Annotated in this window: 16 protein-coding genes; 1 reads left to right on the forward strand and 15 read right to left on the reverse strand. The window is 66.0% G+C overall.

Annotation, left to right across the window (positions count from 1 at the left end; all coding sequences use genetic code 11):
* Positions 1–49 precede the first annotated feature (49 nt).
* On the reverse strand, positions 50–1,297 hold the full coding sequence (locus tag ACV22V_RS18470) for an NAD(P)/FAD-dependent oxidoreductase (protein WP_448014973.1): 1,248 nt from the start codon (positions 1,295–1,297) through the stop codon (positions 50–52).
* 110 nt (positions 1,298–1,407) lie between these two features.
* Between ACV22V_RS18470 and ACV22V_RS18475 the strand changes: the two genes are divergently transcribed.
* Positions 1,408–2,127 (forward strand): class I SAM-dependent methyltransferase, encoded by a 720-nt coding sequence (locus ACV22V_RS18475; RefSeq protein WP_059818952.1) that lies wholly within the window; start codon positions 1,408–1,410, stop codon positions 2,125–2,127.
* Between the two features lie 45 nt (positions 2,128–2,172).
* Here ACV22V_RS18475 and ACV22V_RS18480 read toward each other — a convergent pair whose 3' ends face one another.
* Genes ACV22V_RS18480 through ACV22V_RS18545 form a run of 14 tightly spaced genes read right to left on the reverse strand, consistent with a single transcriptional unit; the run spans position 2,173 to position 17,052 of the window.
* The gene (locus ACV22V_RS18480; protein ID WP_179949243.1) at positions 2,173–2,607 is read right to left on the reverse strand and encodes an excinuclease ABC subunit A; all 435 of its coding nucleotides are present in this window, start codon (positions 2,605–2,607) and stop codon (positions 2,173–2,175) included.
* Between the two features lie 11 nt (positions 2,608–2,618).
* On the reverse strand, positions 2,619–3,044 hold the full coding sequence (locus ACV22V_RS18485) for a hypothetical protein (protein WP_059689940.1): 426 nt from the start codon (positions 3,042–3,044) through the stop codon (positions 2,619–2,621).
* Positions 3,045–3,076: 32 nt separating this feature from the next.
* The gene (locus ACV22V_RS18490; RefSeq protein ID WP_448014975.1) at positions 3,077–4,297 is read right to left on the reverse strand and encodes a beta-ketoacyl synthase N-terminal-like domain-containing protein; all 1,221 of its coding nucleotides are present in this window, start codon (positions 4,295–4,297) and stop codon (positions 3,077–3,079) included.
* Positions 4,294–5,523 (reverse strand): beta-ketoacyl-ACP synthase, encoded by a 1,230-nt coding sequence (locus ACV22V_RS18495; RefSeq protein WP_059689938.1) that lies wholly within the window; start codon positions 5,521–5,523, stop codon positions 4,294–4,296. The genes ACV22V_RS18490 and ACV22V_RS18495 overlap by 4 nt, the downstream gene beginning before the upstream one ends.
* Complete coding sequence (locus ACV22V_RS18500; RefSeq protein ID WP_059525124.1) at positions 5,523–6,248, reverse strand: 3-ketoacyl-ACP reductase FabG2; 726 nt, start codon at positions 6,246–6,248, stop codon at positions 5,523–5,525. The genes ACV22V_RS18495 and ACV22V_RS18500 overlap by 1 nt, the downstream gene beginning before the upstream one ends.
* The gene (locus tag ACV22V_RS18505; RefSeq protein ID WP_059525123.1) at positions 6,245–6,748 is read right to left on the reverse strand and encodes a hotdog family protein; all 504 of its coding nucleotides are present in this window, start codon (positions 6,746–6,748) and stop codon (positions 6,245–6,247) included. Before ACV22V_RS18505 ends, ACV22V_RS18500 begins: the two co-directional genes overlap by 4 nt.
* Before the next feature lies 1 nt (position 6,749).
* Positions 6,750–7,937: a beta-ketoacyl-[acyl-carrier-protein] synthase family protein gene (locus tag ACV22V_RS18510; protein ID WP_448014976.1), complete on the reverse strand. Its 1,188-nt coding sequence runs from the start codon at positions 7,935–7,937 to the stop codon at positions 6,750–6,752.
* A complete protein-coding gene (locus ACV22V_RS18515; protein WP_448014978.1) occupies positions 7,934–10,345 on the reverse strand; it encodes an MMPL family transporter in 2,412 nt (803 codons plus the stop codon). Before ACV22V_RS18515 ends, ACV22V_RS18510 begins: the two co-directional genes overlap by 4 nt.
* Positions 10,345–11,013: a LolA family protein gene (locus ACV22V_RS18520; protein WP_448014979.1), complete on the reverse strand. Its 669-nt coding sequence runs from the start codon at positions 11,011–11,013 to the stop codon at positions 10,345–10,347. Before ACV22V_RS18520 ends, ACV22V_RS18515 begins: the two co-directional genes overlap by 1 nt.
* Positions 11,004–11,432 carry an acyl-CoA thioesterase gene (locus tag ACV22V_RS18525; protein WP_059525117.1) on the reverse strand — a complete coding sequence of 143 codons (429 nt, stop codon included), beginning with the start codon at positions 11,430–11,432 and terminating at the stop codon, positions 11,004–11,006. Before ACV22V_RS18525 ends, ACV22V_RS18520 begins: the two co-directional genes overlap by 10 nt.
* A complete protein-coding gene (locus tag ACV22V_RS18530) occupies positions 11,429–13,039 on the reverse strand; it encodes an HAL/PAL/TAL family ammonia-lyase (RefSeq protein ID WP_448015149.1) in 1,611 nt (536 codons plus the stop codon). The genes ACV22V_RS18525 and ACV22V_RS18530 overlap by 4 nt, the downstream gene beginning before the upstream one ends.
* Positions 13,026–14,732 carry a glycosyltransferase family 2 protein gene (locus tag ACV22V_RS18535; RefSeq protein WP_448014981.1) on the reverse strand — a complete coding sequence of 569 codons (1,707 nt, stop codon included), beginning with the start codon at positions 14,730–14,732 and terminating at the stop codon, positions 13,026–13,028. Before ACV22V_RS18535 ends, ACV22V_RS18530 begins: the two co-directional genes overlap by 14 nt.
* On the reverse strand, positions 14,729–16,420 hold the full coding sequence (locus tag ACV22V_RS18540; protein WP_448015150.1) for an AMP-binding protein: 1,692 nt from the start codon (positions 16,418–16,420) through the stop codon (positions 14,729–14,731). The genes ACV22V_RS18535 and ACV22V_RS18540 overlap by 4 nt, the downstream gene beginning before the upstream one ends.
* Complete coding sequence (locus ACV22V_RS18545) at positions 16,417–17,052, reverse strand: hypothetical protein (protein WP_448014982.1); 636 nt, start codon at positions 17,050–17,052, stop codon at positions 16,417–16,419. Before ACV22V_RS18545 ends, ACV22V_RS18540 begins: the two co-directional genes overlap by 4 nt.
* Positions 17,053–17,054 lie beyond the last annotated feature (2 nt).

The following is a 17,054-nucleotide window of genomic DNA, read 5'->3' on the forward strand; positions in this document are numbered from 1 at the left end:
TCACTCACGACGTCCGGGCTTCCCGTATCGCACATGCGGCTCAGGTGAATCAGCCGAGGCCGCCGGCACGGCAGAATTCGGCGAGCACGTCGAGGCCGCGCGCCGGTTCCCGCACAAACGGATTCGACTCGTCCCACGCGTAGCCGGCCAGGATCGAGCAGACCATGCGCTTCACGTCGGATGCCTTGTCTTCATGAAACACGATGTCTTGCAGCGTCCCTGAATACCAACGCTCGACGAAGGCGCGGAAGGTGTCGATGCCCTTGCGCAACGCGACGTCGTAATCGCGCGCCCAGTCGACGGTCTCACCGCGCAACTGCCGTTCAAGCACGGCAACCGCCAGATGAGCGGACCTCAGCGCGATCGTCACGCCCGACGAGAAGATCGGATCGAGAAATTCGCCCGCGTTACCGAGCAATGCATAGCCGCGGCCGTGCAGAGACTCGACATTCGACGCATAGCCCGAAATGCGACGCACCGGCATCACGAATGGCTTGCTGCCGACCAGCCGCGACAGTGTCGGCTCGCTCTGCAGCAATTCGCGCAACAGCGATTCCTGCTGCGCATCCGGCACGTCCAGAAATCCGGCATCGGCCACACACCCGACCGACGAACGTCCGTTCGTCAGCGGAATCATCCAGAACCACACATCGCGTCGCGCCGGATGGACAGCAATGCAGATCTTGTCTCGATCGGTCGATCCGGCAGGCAAGCTGTCTTCGACGTGCGAAAAGATGGCCGCGCGCGTCGGCAGGCCGGTGGGCGCCTCGAGCCCCAGCAAGCGCGGCAACACACGACCGAACCCGCTCGCATCGAGTACGAACGACGCCTGAACGGAATATTCGTGGCCTGCCTCGTCGACGACGTCGAGCCGCGGCGTATCGCCGGGCTCGAAAGCGCGTACGGTATGGCCAAATCGCACGTCCGCGCCCTGTTCGGCCGCACACCGGATCAGCAGATCGTCGAACGTTGCGCGTTCGACCTGATACGCCGTTCCCCAGCCCTCGGAAAACTTCTCGCGGAAATCGAATGACGACATCCTGTCGCGATAAACGAAATACGCGCCGTTCTTGAACTGGAAGCCGGCCTCGACGACTGCCTGCAACATGCCCGCCTCTTCGAGATACCGCATGCTCTGGGGCAACAGGCTTTCCCCGATCGAAAAGCGCGGAAAATGCTGACGTTCGAGCACCAGCACCGAGCGGCCGGCCTTGCGCAGCAGCGCGGCTGCGACTGCACCGGACGGCCCTGCCCCGATGATCGCGACGTCGATCGAATTCGATTTCATTTCACTCATGCTTGCCAATTCACTTCGATTGATTGGGTATCTTACGTTTCTCACGCCACGATTTGACGTTGCAAATTACAATAGGCGCTCAACAAATCCAAGATTCCGACGAGAGGCCCATGACGTCCTACCGCACGCACGCTCCCGCCTATGTTCCCGAAACCCGATTCGGCATCTGGTTTCTTCGCACGCATACCTGGGAACATCACGTGCTCAGAGTGGCCATCGACGATCTGAAGCGGCTTGTCGCGGCGCCGCTGCCGACGGCGCCCGTCATCCTCGATGCAGGCTGCGGCCAGGGTAAATCGTTCCGCCTGCTGAGCGAAGCGTTCTCGCCCGGCAAGATCATCGGTATCGATTGCCACGATGACTCGCTCGAGCATGCGTCGGAAGAGGCGCATCGCTGCGCAACGCCCGTCGAACTGCATCACGCCGACTGCACGCAGATTCCGCTTGCCGATTCGAGCGTCGACATCGTGTTCTGCCATCAGACCTTTCACCATCTCGTCGACCAGGAACATGCACTGGCCGACTTTCGCCGCGTGCTGAAACCCGGCGGGCTGCTGCTGTTCGCCGAATCGACCGATGCGTACATCAAGTCATGGGTGATCCGACTGCTGTTCCGTCACCCGATGCAGGTTCAGAAAAGCGCCGACGGCTACCTTGCGATGCTCCGCCACGCCGGGTTTGCGTTCGAACCGTGCAACGTGTCGTTTCCCTACCTGTGGTGGAGCCGCGCGAAAGACTTCGGCCTGCTCGAGCGCATCGGCCTGTATGCACCGAAGCCCGGCAAGCGCCGCGAGACGCTCGTCAACGTCGCTGCACGCAAACCTGCCTGAGCGAACAAGGCCGCCGTCTGGCGGCCCCTTCCCGACGCGTGCCGATTACGGCTTCAACGTCACGATCTCGCCGGTCAGTGCTGCCCCGGCCACGATCGCACCGGCACCGCACGTGAACTCGGTCGCGCTGGATCGCAACACGTTGCGGTAATTGCTCTTGATGCCGATGACGGCATTGCCGCCCTCCTTTCGCGCGCGCGCCTGAAGCTCGATCACGGCCGACAGGAATACGTGCTGGCACGCCGCCTCGTCGCTCTTGCCGAATGAATTGGTCTTCTTGTTGGTCGCGAACGAACCGTACGACTTGATGACGCGCGGATGCGCCTGATCGCCGAAATAGAGCGCGATGCCATTGTCGAGCTTGCCTTCCTCGCTCTTCAATGCGCTTTCGATCGGATAATCGTTGATCGTGTCCCGTGCGTGTGCAACCGAGACCGCGAACATCGCGCCGAACAGCGCCAGTGCAATGCGATATTTCACGTGCGCTCCCGTCATTGCGCGTTCAGCTGCACGACGTCGCCCGACACGGCGATCGCACCGGCACTGCCGCTCACGCCGCACGTATATTCGCTCGTCGAATTTGAACGCTTCTCATGAAAGCGCGTCGTCACGTTGATGACCGCATTCCCGCCATGATTCTTCGCATAGACGCGCAGACGGTTCAGCGCTTCGGCCAACGCCTGGTCGCACGTCGGCTGTTCCGCCTGCGTCCCGCGCGACACACGGACCGATTCCGAACGCGGACCGATGCTGGTCTTGACGTCCGGGTGCGGTTGCGCGCCGAAATAGATCGCGACGCCGCTCGTGTCCGATGCCGTCGCCGCTGCCGGCAGAGGCAGCGAACGGACCACGGTGCCGCACCCCGTCAGCAACGATGCCGCGACCAACATGCCGGCCAGATGTCGTTTGTGCTTCATTGTTATCGTCCTCTCAGCTCAGTAAGTTCACATCAATCGCCCTTCCAGGCATCCAACAACACACTTGCACAGCTGCCGCCGAATCCGAACGAAACCGACAGCGCCCGCTCGATCGTCCATTCGCGTGCGTCTCGAACGAGCGGCATGCCGGCGATTGCCGGATCGGGCTCGCGGCCGACGGCCGTGCCCGCGACAAATCCGTCGCGCATCATCAGGATCGTATAGATCGCTTCATGCGCCCCGCTCGCGCCGAGCGGATGCCCCGTCATGCCTTTCGTCGACGAGAACGCCGGCACGTCGCCCCGAAATACGTCGATGAGCGCCTTCAGTTCCTCGATGTCTCCGAGCGGCGTCGATGGCGCGTGCGTATTGACGTAGTCCAGACGCCGTCCGCCGCCGTCGAGCGCGCCGCGCATCGCCCGCGCGATCCCCGCCGCGTGAGGCGTCGCCATGCCGGCGCTGTCCGTGCATTGGCCGAACCCGGCGACCTCCGCGTAAATTCGCGCACCACGCGCACGCGCGTGCTCGAGCGATTCGAGCACGAGAATGCCTGCGCCGGACGCGATCACGAAGCCATCGCGGCCAAGCGCATACGGACGCGACGCGCAATCCGGCGTACTGTTGAAACTGCCGGACAACACACCCATCGCGTCGAACATCAACGTCATGTTGTCGTGCAGCGCCTCACTTCCGCCCGCAAGCACGATGTCCTGGCAACCGGACCGGATCAATTGCGTCGCTTGCCCGATCGCAAGCGCCGCGCTCGTGCACGCGGACGACGGCGAGTACGACACGCCCTCGATGCCGAACAACTGCGCAACGCATGCCGACGCCGTGCTGCCCATCGCCTTCGGAACGACATAAGGTGGCGTCTTGTCGATACCGCGATGCTGCGCAATCGTCATCGCATCGTCGTAATCGGCCATCGATCCGATGCCCGATCCCACGATCGCGCCCGCGCGCGGCGAACGAAGCATCCCGGCATCGATGCCCGCATCGTCGAGCGCCGACGCGGCCGCATGCGCCGCAAAGCGCGCCGTGTCGCCCATGAACCGTTCGTGCTTGCGCGAAAAACGCGCCGCCGATGCGACCGACGCCACCCCTGCGACCTGGCTGCGAAAACCGCGCTCGCGCCATGCGCTCACGTGACTCACGCCCGAGCGACCGGCTCGCAGCGCGGCCGATACTTCGTCCAGCGAATTACCGAGGCACGACACGATGCCGAGCCCGGTGACGACGACGCGCGCCGTCACCGGCCGGCCCGCCGGAAAATCAACGACGTGTTGATTCCGCCGAATGCGAAGTTGTTGCTCATCGCGAATTCCACATCGATCCGTCGCGCGTCGCCGACGATGTAGTCGAGCGGTGCACAGGCTGGATCGACTGTCTCGAGATTGAGCGTCGGTGCGTACCAGTTGCGCTTCATCATCTCGATCGTCCACCACGCCTCGAGCGCGCCGCACGCGCCCAATGTATGACCCACATAGCTTTTCAGCGAACTGATCGGCATACGCTCACCGAACACGGACGCCGTCGCGTGACTCTCCGCCACGTCGCCTCGATCGGTCGACGTACCGTGCGCGTTGACGTAGCCGATCGCATCGGCGTCGAGCCCCGCGTCACCCAGCGCGAGACGCATGGCGACCGCCATCGTCTCGGCCGTCGGCTGGGTGATATGTGCACCGTCGGAATTGCAGCCGAAGCCGACGATCTCCGCATGGATCGTCGCGCCGCGCGCGATCGCGTGCTCGTATTCCTCGAGCACCAGCGTCGCCGCACCTTCCCCGACAACCAGGCCGTCACGAGCGGCGTCGAACGGGCGCGGCGTCAGGTTCGCGTTATCGTTGCGCGTGCTGGTCGCGTACAACGTATCGAACACCGCCACCGCCGGGCCCGACAACTCTTCTGCGCCGCCCGCCAGCATCAGCGTCTGCTTGCCCGTCGCGATCGCCTCGTAGGCATAGCCGATCGCCTGGCTGCCGGACGCGCAGGCGGACGACGTCGGCACGATCCGGCCTTTCAGGTCCCAGAACAGACTGACGTTGACCGCCGTCGTGTGCGGCATCATCTGCACGTAACTGTTCGATGTGACGTCCCGCATCGAACCCGTCTCGATCATCGTGCCGAACGCCCGGATCGGTTCGACCGATCCCGACGACGACCCGTACGCGACGCCCATCCGGCCGTCCCGGATCGACGGATCGTCGGTCAGCCCCGCATCCGCCAGTGCGAGTTCGCTCGCTCGCACCGCGTACATCGAAACCGGCCCCATCGAACGCGTCTTCTTGCGCGGATACGTGCCCGGCAACTCGAAGGCCGGCAACGGACACGCGAGCCGCGTATGCAGCGCTTCGTAGCAATCCCATTCCGGCATGCGCCGCACCGCATTGCGCCCGTCGCGCAAGCGCGCCTCGATTTCCGGCCAGCTTTGGCCGAAGGCGGTCACGCCACCCATCCCCGTCACGACCACTCGCTTCATCACACCATCCCGCCGTTGACGCCGATTACTTGCCGGGTGACGTAGGTCGCCGCATCCGACATCAGGAAGCCGACTACCGCCGCGACTTCGTCGGGTTGACCGACGCGGCCCATCGGCACCGTCTTCAACGCGTGCTCGAGCGGCACGTCGTCGAGCATGCCGGTGTCAACCAGCCCCGGAGCAACGCAATTGACCGTGATCTTGCGCGATGCCAGTTCGACCGCCAGCGCCTTGGTCGCGCCGATCAGGCCCGCCTTCGCTGCGCTGTAGTTGACCTGGCCGCGATTGCCCATCACGCCCGACACGGACGCGATCGTCACGATGCGTCCGCCGCTACGCAGGCGCACCATCGGCATGGTCAGCGGATGAACGATGTTGTAGAACCCGTCCAGCCCGGTTTCGATCACGACGTCCCAGTCCTCTTCGGACAACGCCGGAAATGCACCGTCCCGCGTCACGCCTGCGTTGCAGACGATCCCGTAGTAAGCGCCGTTCGCTTCGACGTCGGCCTCCAGCTCGCGCCGGCATGCCGCACGATCGCGCACGTCGAACTGCAACACGCTGGCCGTGCCGCCCTGCGCGCGAATCGTCGCGGCGACCGCTTCCGCTGCCTCGCGCCCGGTGCGGCAATGAACCGTCACGGCGAAGCCGTCGGACGCCACGCGCAGTGCCACGGCGCGGCCGATGCCGCGGCTCGCCCCTGTCACGAGAACTCGCCGAGTCATGAATTGAAGCTCCCTTCGATAAAAGATTGGAAATCGTTTGGTTGGTACACCTTGACGACGGCTTCCGCGCAACACTGACCTTCGGCATGAATCGCGCATTCGTATGCGCCATGCCCCTCGTCGCCGCGCAGCAGTTCCCGCGCGACGATGCGCAGCACCGTGTCCGCGCCGAACGTCGTGCGATGCGCGACATAGCGGTTGGCCCCGAGCAGCACGCCCGGCTTCGCGCGGCCGCCCGCATGTGCCGCGAGCAGGCCGACGTGCGCGGCGATCGCCTGCGCCATCAGCTCGATGCCGATCCACGCCGGCATCGCCCCGCTGCCGTCGGCATACCACGCATCGCGGCGCACGGTCGCGCTCACTTCGATGCCGGTTTCCGAGCAGCGCTCGATCGCATCGAGCAGCAGCATCGTGCCGCGATGCGGCAATACGTCCGGCACGTTCCCGACCGGGATATCCGCACCGCCGTGCAACGCGTCGATCAATGGTTCGGCATGCATGTCAGGCTCCGAGAATCAGGCTGGCATTGCTGCCACCGAAAGCGAACGAATTGCTCATTACATAGCGCCCTGTTGCATCGCCCGCGAGGCGGCGCTCGCCGTGGACGAGATCGAGCTTCGGCAGCGCCGGATCGTGCTCACCGTCCCAGACGTGCGTCGGTAGCGGGATCCCGCGGGCCAGCGTCAGCCAGCCGAATCCGAGTTCGGTCGCGCCAGCCGCGCCCAGCATGTGCCCCGTCAGCGGCTTGGTCCCGCTCGCCGGCACGCCGTGCGGAAACACCCGCGCCGTCACCTTCGCTTCCATTTCGTCGTTCAGGCGCGTCGCCGTCGCGTGCAGGTTCACATAGCCGATCGCGGACGAAGCCACGCCGGCGTCCGCAAGCGCGGCGCGCAGCGCGTCCTCCGCGCCATATCCCGCCGGGTCGGGCGCGGAGATGTGATGCGCATCGCTCGACTCGCCAACGCCGGCCAGCCGCACCGGGGCTTCATCGCGGCACATCACGAACAGCGCGGCGCCTTCGCCGATATTGATGCCGCTCCGGTTCCGGCTCATCGGATTGGTCCGCCCCGGGCTGACCGATTCGAGCGAGGCGAAGCCTTGCAATGTCAGCTCGCACAGCGAATCCGCTCCACCGACGACGACCGCGTCGCACAGCCTCAACTGCAACAGGCGGCGCGCGGCTGCAAATGCCTTCGCGCTCGATGTGCAGGCCGTCGACAGCGTGTAGGCCGGCCCGGCCACACCCAGCGCCGCACGCACGAACGGCGCCGCCGTGCCGATTTCCATCTGCCGATAGTCGAATCCGGCTGGCATCGCGCCCGTTGCGGCACGCTGTGCGAGTGCCTGCTCTGCCGCCTGGATCCCGGACGTACTCGTGCCGATCACGACACCGGCCCGGCGCGGGCCGTAACGCGCGATCGCCGCGTCGACGCAGGATCCGATCTGCGCCAGCGCCGCAAGCAGCAGGCGATTGTTCCTGCAATCGAAATGCGCGAGGGATTCGGGCGGCGCGACATCGAGTGCCGACCGCACGCGCCCGACCCAGCCGCCGGCGGGAACATCGGTGCGCGGCGCCATGCCCGGTGCGATGCCGGCGCACAATGCGTCGACGATTTCGTCCGTGGTTGCGCCAAGCGCGTTGATCATGCCGGGTGCCGACAGATAAACCGGCGCCTGTTTCGAATTCATGCGCGACACTCCTTCGTGGACGGCGTGGCAAGCGGCGCGAACAGCACCGAAAACACGATGCCCATCGCGAGGGTCGTGCCGAAGCTTCGCAGCGCGGGCATCGCGCTCGCTCCGAGCATCCCGAACGACAGCAAGGTCGTGGCCGCCGACAGCAGCACGCCGGTCCACACTGCGCCGATGCCGGCACTGTCTCGCATGCAGCCTTCGCGGAGGAACACCGCGTAGTTGGCGCCCACGCCGAGTACCAGCATCAGCGCGAGCCAATTGAACAGCGTAAGCGGCACCCGTGCATAGCCGAACGCCGCAAGCGTCAACGCAATGGCGAACACGACCGGCAACGTCGTTGCGATGCCGCCCCGCACGCCGTAGCGCCACATCAGCAGTCCGGCGACCACGACGAGCGCGCCAGCCAGCCACAGGCCGCTGTCGACCCGGTAGGCACCGAACAGGCTCGACACACTCGATGCCTTGTCTACCCACGATACGCCCGGCAGCGTGCGCGCGACGGCGGCGAAAGTCTCGGCATTCGCCGCATCGACCCGCTCGGGAATCGCTAGCGCCGCATCGACGGGACCGGCGCCGCCCTCGATTCGTCCGAGCCACAAATAGCGGAACGGCGCCGACCAGCGTGCCGCCAGCCACGTGTCGATGGACAGCGTCTCCGGGGCATTGCGGGAATACGCGTTGATCCACGCGTCGACCGCCTCGTCGCGGAAGCCCGCGCGCGCCAGCGTCCCGCGCAGTGTGGCGGTATCGGCAAACACGTGCGCGTCCAGCACCGCACGGTCATGCGCCTGCTGCTTGGCCGACGGCACGAACGTCGTGACCGACTGGACACGGCTGACCCGCTGCTGATCGAGCGACCCGATCAGTGCCTCCGAACGCTCGAGCACCTCCTCCGGCGTTGCGCCCTGAACGACGAAGAACTGTGCCGTGTTCGCCAGCCCGACCGCCGCGCGAATATTGTTCTCCTGCCGCGCGAGGTCCGCATCGCGCTGGATCAGCAGATGAATGTCGTCGTCGCTCTTCAAGAGGGTCCAACCCGGGATCGCAACCAGCGCAACCAGCATGGCAGCGAACAGGGCGCGCCGACCGGCCAGCAGCGATTGCCATCCGTGCAGCAGGCGGATTGCGCACGCGAAAACACCGGACGGCACGCGCCGTGGCCCCTTCGTCAGCATGAGCGGCAAAAAGCCTGTGACGGCCGCGAACGCGCTGAGGATTCCGACGATTGCAAAGCACGCGATCTGCTTGAGCGCGGGGAACGGCACCCACATCAGGATCGCGTAACCCAGCAGACTGGTCGCCAGTGCCACCATGAGTGCCGGCCTGACCGCCGCCGCACCGCGACGCGCATCCCATTGCCGCCCCGCGGAGAGATACGCGACGAAATACTGGATCGAATAATCGACGGCTTCGCCGATCAGACTCACACCGAACACCAGCGTCAACAGGTGCAGCTTGCCGAATACGAGCAGCGTTGCCGCCAGCGCGCACACGATGCCGAATGCCGTCGACGCGAACGCGAGCACCAGCAGGCGCGGCGAACGGAATACGCTCATGAGCAGCAGCGCGATGCCGCCCAGCGATACCGCGCCGATCACGTGTACGTCGCGCTCGGCGCTGGCACGCGCTGCTTCCGCATGAAAGACCGCGCCGGCGCGGTCGACGCGAACGCCCCGAAACTCGGCCGCGAGCGCATGTTCCGCATCGTCCGTCGCGACGCGCACGGCGTGCTGGATCTTCGATTCGTAAGCCGAGCCCGGCAACGACGTCATCACGAGGACGCCAGTTGCGCCATCGCGATGCGACACCAGCATGCCGTCCTCGAGTGACAGATTGGACGCCGCGAGCGGCAGCTCGCCGAGCCAGTGCTGCAACCAGCCGAACGGGTCGTCCGCCACGGCGGTCTGCAAGCCGTCCACGGGCGGTGCATAGAGACGCCGGACCAATCGTTCGTCGAGCGTGGCTCCGCCTTGCTCGAGCGACCGGCGATCCGCATCCGTCAGCAGACCGAAACGGGCCGGCATGTAGGTGGCCGAGATATCCGACAGATTGAATGGCGGCACCTCGACCGTCACCGAACGAAATGCTCCGCTGGCGTCGAGCCGCGCACCGAACTGCTTCGCGGCGGCCTTGGCGCGGGCGGCGTCCGGGTCGGTCACCAGGTAGACGGTGCGATTGCCGAGCGCATCTCCGAGCATGTCGACCGCTCGCTCGGCAACCGGGTTTGCCTCGGTAGCCGGCAGCAACGCGAGCAGGTTCGTCTGCAGCGGCGCGGCCCCGCTCGAGAAGCGCCATAGAATGTACGCAGCCGCCACGAGCGCAACGAGCAGCCATGCAGCACACAGTCCGCGCCGCCGTGCGCGTTCGCCCGATGCGTCGACGACATCACGCGCCGCATCCATCACCGGGCCTCCAGCCACGCGCGTTCGACCGGCGCGGGTGCGTCGACCGGCGTCGGCCGAGCGAACTCCAGCGATGTCACATTGCCGTTCGCAAAAGTCAAGTCGAGCCGGCCGAGATAAGTGCCTCCGCTCATTTCGAGCACACGAACCGCCTGGGCGAGCTGCGGCTGATTCGGCCGCACCACCATCCGCCACCGTTCCGGCGTTCCGCTCGCATCGACGTCGAATTGCGCGTACAGCGCCGACAGGTCACCCCCGAGCATGTCGCGCATCATGCGTGACACTTGTGCGACGCCGCGGCCGCCACCGCCGGGCGCGACGAGGTGCCTGTCCGCGCCGACCTCGCGCACGCCGCTATCGGTGATCACGTAAGTGGCCTTGTAAGGCGTCTCGATTCGCCAGACGACGCCCGACCTGCGATCGAACAACATCGATCCAGTGCTGACGAGCGGCTGCTTCATCGCCGACAGCGTCTGAGTCTGCCGAAAATCCGTGCGAATCGCGCCAACGCGCGCGAGCCGCGCCGCGACGTCGGACACGAGCGCGGCATTCGACGGCCGCGACGCCGCAACCGGCGCCGGGGCGGCCAGCACCGTGCCGCCGGAGAGCGTCATGCATACGGTCAGCGTCACCGCCGCAAACCATCGGTAGTGCGCATTCAGGCCCATTGTGCATGCACCTTTTCGATCAGGGTCGGCGGCGACACGAACTGCAGTTCGCGCGTCGTCGCATCGACGGCCAGCTGCACCGTATACCCCTTCGTCAAGCGCTCGCCGGACGCCGCGTCGACGATTTCGTACCCGATCTTCAGCCGGTTCTCGAATTCGAGCAGCGTCGCGCGCACGTCGAGCTGCTGACTGTAATGGGCCGGACGAACGTACTTCAGATGCGCCTCCACCACCGGCCACATGTAGCCCGACGCCAGCATCGCGGGATAGTCGTAGTCGATCATGCGCAGCAACGCAGCACGGCTGCTCTCGAAGTACTTCAGGTAATGACCGTGCCAGCAGACGTTCATGGCATCGACGTCGTGAAACAGGACCTCGACACGGGCCGTCGCGGTCAGCGGCGGACGAGATGCGTTCATGCCGCCTCCCCGTGCCGGATTCCGCCGTACGCGCCGCCGATCGCCTCGCACGCGGCAAGACGCGCGGTCAGCGCGCGCAACTCGGCTTCGAGCGGCCGGTCCTCGACCACCAGCGGCGATTGACGATCCACATCGTCGACGAACGCGCGAAGCGCGGGCGAAAGTTGTGTTTGCTGATTATCGCGAAGTCGCAGCCGGGTAGCCTGCACGGTCGCGAGCACATGCGCCGCCGCAACCTGTTCGGTCAAGGTCAGAACGCGCAGGCAATCGCGCGCAGCAATCGTCCCCATGCTGACCTTGTCCTGATTGTGCGACTCCGTCGAGCGGGAGAACACGCTCGCCGGCATCGTGAGCTTCAGCGCCTCCGCCGTCCACGCGGAAGACGAGATCTGCACGGCCTTGAATCCATGGTTGATCGCGGCGCGTTCCGGCCCGGCGCCCGTCAGGTTGCGCGGGAGTCCATTGCTGAACTTGTCGTCGACTAGCAGCGCAAGCTGGCGGTCCATCAGGTCCGCGAGGTTGGCCACCGCGGTCTTCAGCGCATCCATCGCGAACGCGATATGACCGCCGTAGAAATTGCCGCCATGCAGTACGCACCCTTCGTCCGGGTCGATCAGCGGATTGTCGTTCGCACTGTTCAGCTCGTTCTCGATATCGCGGCGCATCCACGACAATGCGTCGCGCGCCACGCCGATCACGTGCGGTGCGCAACGTACCGAATAGCGATCCTGCAACCGGCGTCCGGGCAATTCGTCGCGCCCGACCAGGTCGGCGCGGATCCACGCCGCCGCCTCCGCCTGCCCCGCGTGGGGTTTCGCGTCGAACAGCCGCGCATCGAAGTGCCCGGCCCTGCCGTCGAGCGCGACGGTGGTCAATGCCGTCAGGCGAGCGGCCACACGTGTCAGGTAGTCGGCGCGCGCAAACGCGAGACAGGCCAGCCCGGTCATGACCGCCGTGCCGTTCATCAACGCCAGTCCTTCCTTCGGCGCGAGCGTCAGCGGCGTGCGATCGATCGCATGCCACACCTCCCGCGCGTCCCGCTCGGCGCCGTCGAACACGACGGTGCGCTCGCCGACCAGCGCCGCGGCTACGTAGGACAGCGGTGTCAGGTCGCCGCTCGCGCCGACCGAGCCTTCCGATGGAATACGTGGCAGGATGCGGTGATTCACCATGTCGGCCAGCCGTTCCAGCAACGTGAACCGCACGCCCGAGTAGCCGAAGGCGAGCGAGTTGAGCCGGGCGACGATGATGGACAACGTTTGCGTCGCATCGAACCGGTCACCCATGCCGCACCCGTGATAGCGGGTCAGCTGCAGCGGCAGCGCTTCGACGAGCGACGGCGGCACCTCTACCACGCAGGCGTCGCCATATCCGGTGGTTACGCCATACAGCGTGCCGCCATTCGCGAGATAGGCGCGTAGCCAGGTCGCACCGCGCTCGATCCGCGCGCGCCATTCGGGTCCCGCGTTCAGTGCAACGGGCGCACCGTCGCGGGCGATCGCGACGACGTCCTCGATCGTCAGATGGCGGCCTCCGACCACGACGGCCGGCCGATTCTGATCCGCGGCGGTGCATGCCGCGACGTCGTTCATGTCATGCTCCGCCACGCGGACCTCCATCGGGCCGCGCCCAGAAATCGAAGAAATTGAACCATTGGTAGGGAGCCTTGCGGCAATAATGTTCGAGCCGCGCGGCGTAGCGCTGCGCCCATGCCGCGACGTGTTCGGCGCGCTCACGGCGCGGTAGCTCGATCCGGTCGGCGAACGGCTCGAAATAGAGGCGGTAACCGTGCGCCTCCTTCAGGCAGAAGAACAGATAGACAGGACAACCAAGGGCGTGGGCGAGGATATACGGGCCCTGCGCGAACGGCGCAGTCGCGTCGAGAAAACGGGCGTCGACCGTTTTACCGGAATCACGCGGCGGCACGCGGTCGCCGACAATCACGAGCAACTCTCCCGCGTCGATGCGCGACTGCATCATCATCGCCGTATCGGGTCCGAAGTTCGACACCTCGACGAGCTGTTTGCCGAATTCCCGGTTCGCGCCGGCAAGCACGCCGGTAAAACGCTTCGCATGCTCGGTGTAGACGATCGCCGTCACCTTCGTGTGTGCGTCGCGCAGCGCAAGCGCCCGTGTCATTTCCAGGTTGCCCAGATGCGCGCCGATCACGAGTGCGCCGCGCCCGCTCGCCGCGAGCCCATCGAACGCGGACGAATCGTCGAAACGCACGTCGAGCTCGTCGAGACGGCCGGACCACGCGACGAACTTGTCGAATCCTGCCTGTGCAAAGGCAAGCATGTGCCGGTAAGCACTGCGCCATCCCGGCTTCGGCACGGCCGCCGCCTCCGCATCGCGCAGGCGCGCGATATACGCATGCGACGCGGTGCGCGCCGTACGATTCGTCAGCACGAAATAGCCGACGATGGGATGCAGCCAGAACGACGTGAAGCCCTTGCCGAACCAGCGGCAGCTGAGCGCCAGCAACGCCATGCCGATCCGGCTGCCGCGCTCCGGCATGCGCCACCATGCGCGCGTGCGGCCCGTCGGCGCCGCGCCGCGCCGCCCGGCCAGACGGCGTGTCAGGAGCATCGGCGCGCGGGCGAGCATCCCCGCGACGAGCCGTGTGTGGCTCAGGCTGATGCGCACGTTGTCGCGCCAGACATCGAAATGGGACACACCGTCGACCGGGTAGATGACGCGCGTCGGAACCGTCCTGAACGCGAGGCCGCGCCAGTGGAGACGGACCAGGATTTCGCTGTCGAAAGCCATCCGCGTGGGCATCGATACCGCGTCGATCAGTTCGCAGACGAGGTCGACCGGATAAAGACGAAACCCGCACATCGCATCGGGAATGTCCAGCGACAGGGTTTCGATCCACACCCATGCATGCGTGAGGTAGCGGCCGTACAGGCGCGCCTTCGGAACGCTGTGGTCGAAACGCGGCCGGCCGAGAATCACGGCGTCCGGCTCGGCCTGCGCGGCCGCCACGAACTTCGGCACATCGGCCGCGTCGTGCTGGCCATCGGCATCGATCTGAATCGCGTGCCGATAGCCCCGGGCACGCGCGGCGCGCAATCCTTCCATGACCGCCGCACCCTTTCCGCCGTTGACCGGCAAGCGCAGCAGCGTCACGAGGCCCGCGTAGCGCGTCGCCAGCGTGGCCAGCACCTGTTGCGTCGGCTCGTCGCTGCCGTCGTCGATCACCAGGATCGGCAGGCCGTGCACGGCGAGGCGCGCCAGCGTGCCGCCGATCGCGGCGCGATGGTTGTAGATCGGAATGACGATGCAGGTGTCGCTCATCGGGCCGCCGTGCCATAGACCAGAACGCCCGATGTGCATTCGCGGTCGCCGCAACGGAACGCGAAGCGCGTGGAGCCGCGTACACGGTCATGCGCGATACGCAGCGACAGCACCGCGCCCGGCGGCACCGGCGCCTTGAATTTCAGGTGTTCGACGGAACGGATTTCGCGCACGGTCGGCATCTCGCGGCCAGCCAGGCGCGCAGCCCAGTCGATTTGCACGACTCCGGGCAGGATCGGCAGCCCCGGAAAATGACCATCGAAATGCGCGAGCGTGGGCGGCACGCGCAACTCGTAATGCAACGCGTCGTCGCTGCGCCATGACGCGAGCAGTTCAAAGCCCTCCGGCGTAGCCGTGAATGCGGCCGCCAGCGCGGCGGCGGGCAACTTGCCGCGTGCATCGAACGGCATCGCGTGCAGGAACCGCCAGTAGCGCGGTAATGCGGCCGCGTCGAAATATGCACCGAGCGCGTGCCGCAAGGTCGTGGCAACGGCAACCCGTCCATCCGCCGCCAGCGCATCGCGCCCCGCCGCGGTCAATACCGCCACGACGCCGACGTGCGCGCGCGTCGTGCCGTCGACCACCACGGCCGCCGCTTGCTCGACGTATGCATGCGCGAGTATCCGCGCCTCGAGCTCCGGCAGCGACACGCGCTTGCCGTCCAGCTTGACGACGCGATCGCGTCGTCCTGCGAGTGCAAAGCGACCGTTCGTGTCGAATCGTGCGGTGTCGTCGGTGCGGTGCCAGCGATCGTGGCGGAGATGGGCAGAGCGAACGCACAGCACGCCATCGTCGTCGCAGCGCACGTCGACGCCGTTTAGCGGCTGCCACGCGTGCGCAACGTCCTGGCGACGCCATGCAATGCCACCGGTTTCGGTACTGCCAAATATCTCGAGCGGCGCAGCGCCGAATGCGTTCGAATAGGCCGTAGCCGCATCGGCCGGCAACGGGCCGCCCGACGAGAAGAACGCGCACGGCATGGGCGCCCGCATCGGAAAACCGGGCAACGCCGGCCAGCGCATCAGTTGCGACGGCGTGGAGACCACGACACCGCCACCGTATTCGGCCAGCCGCTGCTGCAGTTGCAGCGGTTCAAGCACCGTCATCCGGTCAAACGCGCGGCCGGCCGCCAGTGGCCAAAGGATCCTGAAGAGCAGTCCGTAGATGTGATGATGCGGTACGCTCGACAGTGTCACTGCCGCGCCTGTCCGGTCGCCCCATTCTCGCTGCAACGTGCGCACTTCGGCATCGAGCTGCGCGAGCGACTTTCGCACCGGCTTCGCGGTGCCGCTGCTGCCCGACGTGTAAAGCGTCACCGCTGCGACAGCATCGATCGGGCGGGTGAAGCGCGCAGATCCGGCATCCGTGTCGTGCCCGCACGCGGCCAGTGCCGGCGCATCCAGCACGAGGTCGTATGCATGCGCCAGTGCACCAAGATAGCCGGGTGCGCTGCTGGCTGGAATCACGACTTCCCCGTGCGCCGCCGCAACCGCAAACAATGCACACGCGAACTCGTACGGATCATCCGTGCAGATCGCGACGCGTCGCGCGCCGCTCGCTTCCACCACCCTCGCAATCGCGCCGGCGCGAGCGCGCAGATCACCCAGCGTCAGCACCTCGGCGCCATCGCGACAAACCGCCACTCCGCTATCCGCTTCGGCACACAGGATCTCGTGCAGCGCAATCATGCGACACCCGTTCGCTTTCGCGCGACGGCGATGAAGCGCCTGCGCCACAGCCACTCGCCTGCTATCAACGCACCGATCAGCACATACGCGATCGGCCCGTTGTAAAGCGCCCATCCCGCACGGCTCCAGTACAGCGCCGTATAAACCGAAAAACTGCCGTTTACGATAAAGAACGCGCACCACACCTGTGTGACGCGCCGTGTGTACCCGACGATTTCCGGACTCGGTTCGGGATAAGTCAGTCGTGCGAATTTTTCGATCATGGTCGGACCGTGCCGCAGCGTCGCGCCGAACGCGACCAACAAGCCGACACTCACGCATGCCGGGTAGAGATGAAGAAGTCGTTCGCTATCGGTCACGGCAATCGCGGCCGACAACACGGTCAATGCACCGGCCACGCCCCAGTCGAGCAGCGTGAGGCGTTTGAGCGCCTTCGCCAGCGTGCCTTTGCCGACCGTGCGCTGCAGCCACAGCAATGCGATCAACAGGCAACCGACGTAACGCGGCGACATGCTCTGCCACGCAAACAGGATGACGAGCGGATAGGCAAGGACCAGTGCAGCCCTGGTCGTGACACCTGCCCAGCGCGGCAGGACCGTGCCCGTAGTAGCCCGCATGCCCGTCACCACCATCG

The organism is Burkholderia sp. AW33-5, from assembly GCF_053427615.1.

What these genes read in the sequence shown, in the direction of transcription:
- ACV22V_RS18485 (WP_059689940.1), bottom strand. Translation starts at nt 3,044, where the DNA reads ATGAAGCACAAACGACATCTGGCCGGCATGTTGGTCGCGGCATCGTTG.
- ACV22V_RS18510 (WP_448014976.1), bottom strand. Translation starts at nt 7,937, where the DNA reads ATGAATTCGAAACAGGCGCCGGTTTATCTGTCGGCACCCGGCATGATC.
- ACV22V_RS18545 (WP_448014982.1), bottom strand. Translation starts at nt 17,052, where the DNA reads ATGGTGGTGACGGGCATGCGGGCTACTACGGGCACGGTCCTGCCGCGC.
- ACV22V_RS18540 (WP_448015150.1), bottom strand. Translation starts at nt 16,420, where the DNA reads ATGATTGCGCTGCACGAGATCCTGTGTGCCGAAGCGGATAGCGGAGTG.
- ACV22V_RS18520 (WP_448014979.1), bottom strand. Translation starts at nt 11,013, where the DNA reads ATGGGCCTGAATGCGCACTACCGATGGTTTGCGGCGGTGACGCTGACC.
- ACV22V_RS18475 (WP_059818952.1), top strand. Translation starts at nt 1,408, where the DNA reads ATGACGTCCTACCGCACGCACGCTCCCGCCTATGTTCCCGAAACCCGA.
- ACV22V_RS18525 (WP_059525117.1), bottom strand. Translation starts at nt 11,432, where the DNA reads ATGAACGCATCTCGTCCGCCGCTGACCGCGACGGCCCGTGTCGAGGTC.
- ACV22V_RS18495 (WP_059689938.1), bottom strand. Translation starts at nt 5,523, where the DNA reads ATGAAGCGAGTGGTCGTGACGGGGATGGGTGGCGTGACCGCCTTCGGC.
- ACV22V_RS18535 (WP_448014981.1), bottom strand. Translation starts at nt 14,732, where the DNA reads ATGAGCGACACCTGCATCGTCATTCCGATCTACAACCATCGCGCCGCG.
- ACV22V_RS18470 (WP_448014973.1), bottom strand. Translation starts at nt 1,297, where the DNA reads ATGAGTGAAATGAAATCGAATTCGATCGACGTCGCGATCATCGGGGCA.
- ACV22V_RS18505 (WP_059525123.1), bottom strand. Translation starts at nt 6,748, where the DNA reads ATGCATGCCGAACCATTGATCGACGCGTTGCACGGCGGTGCGGATATC.
- ACV22V_RS18500 (WP_059525124.1), bottom strand. Translation starts at nt 6,248, where the DNA reads ATGACTCGGCGAGTTCTCGTGACAGGGGCGAGCCGCGGCATCGGCCGC.
- ACV22V_RS18515 (WP_448014978.1), bottom strand. Translation starts at nt 10,345, where the DNA reads ATGGATGCGGCGCGTGATGTCGTCGACGCATCGGGCGAACGCGCACGG.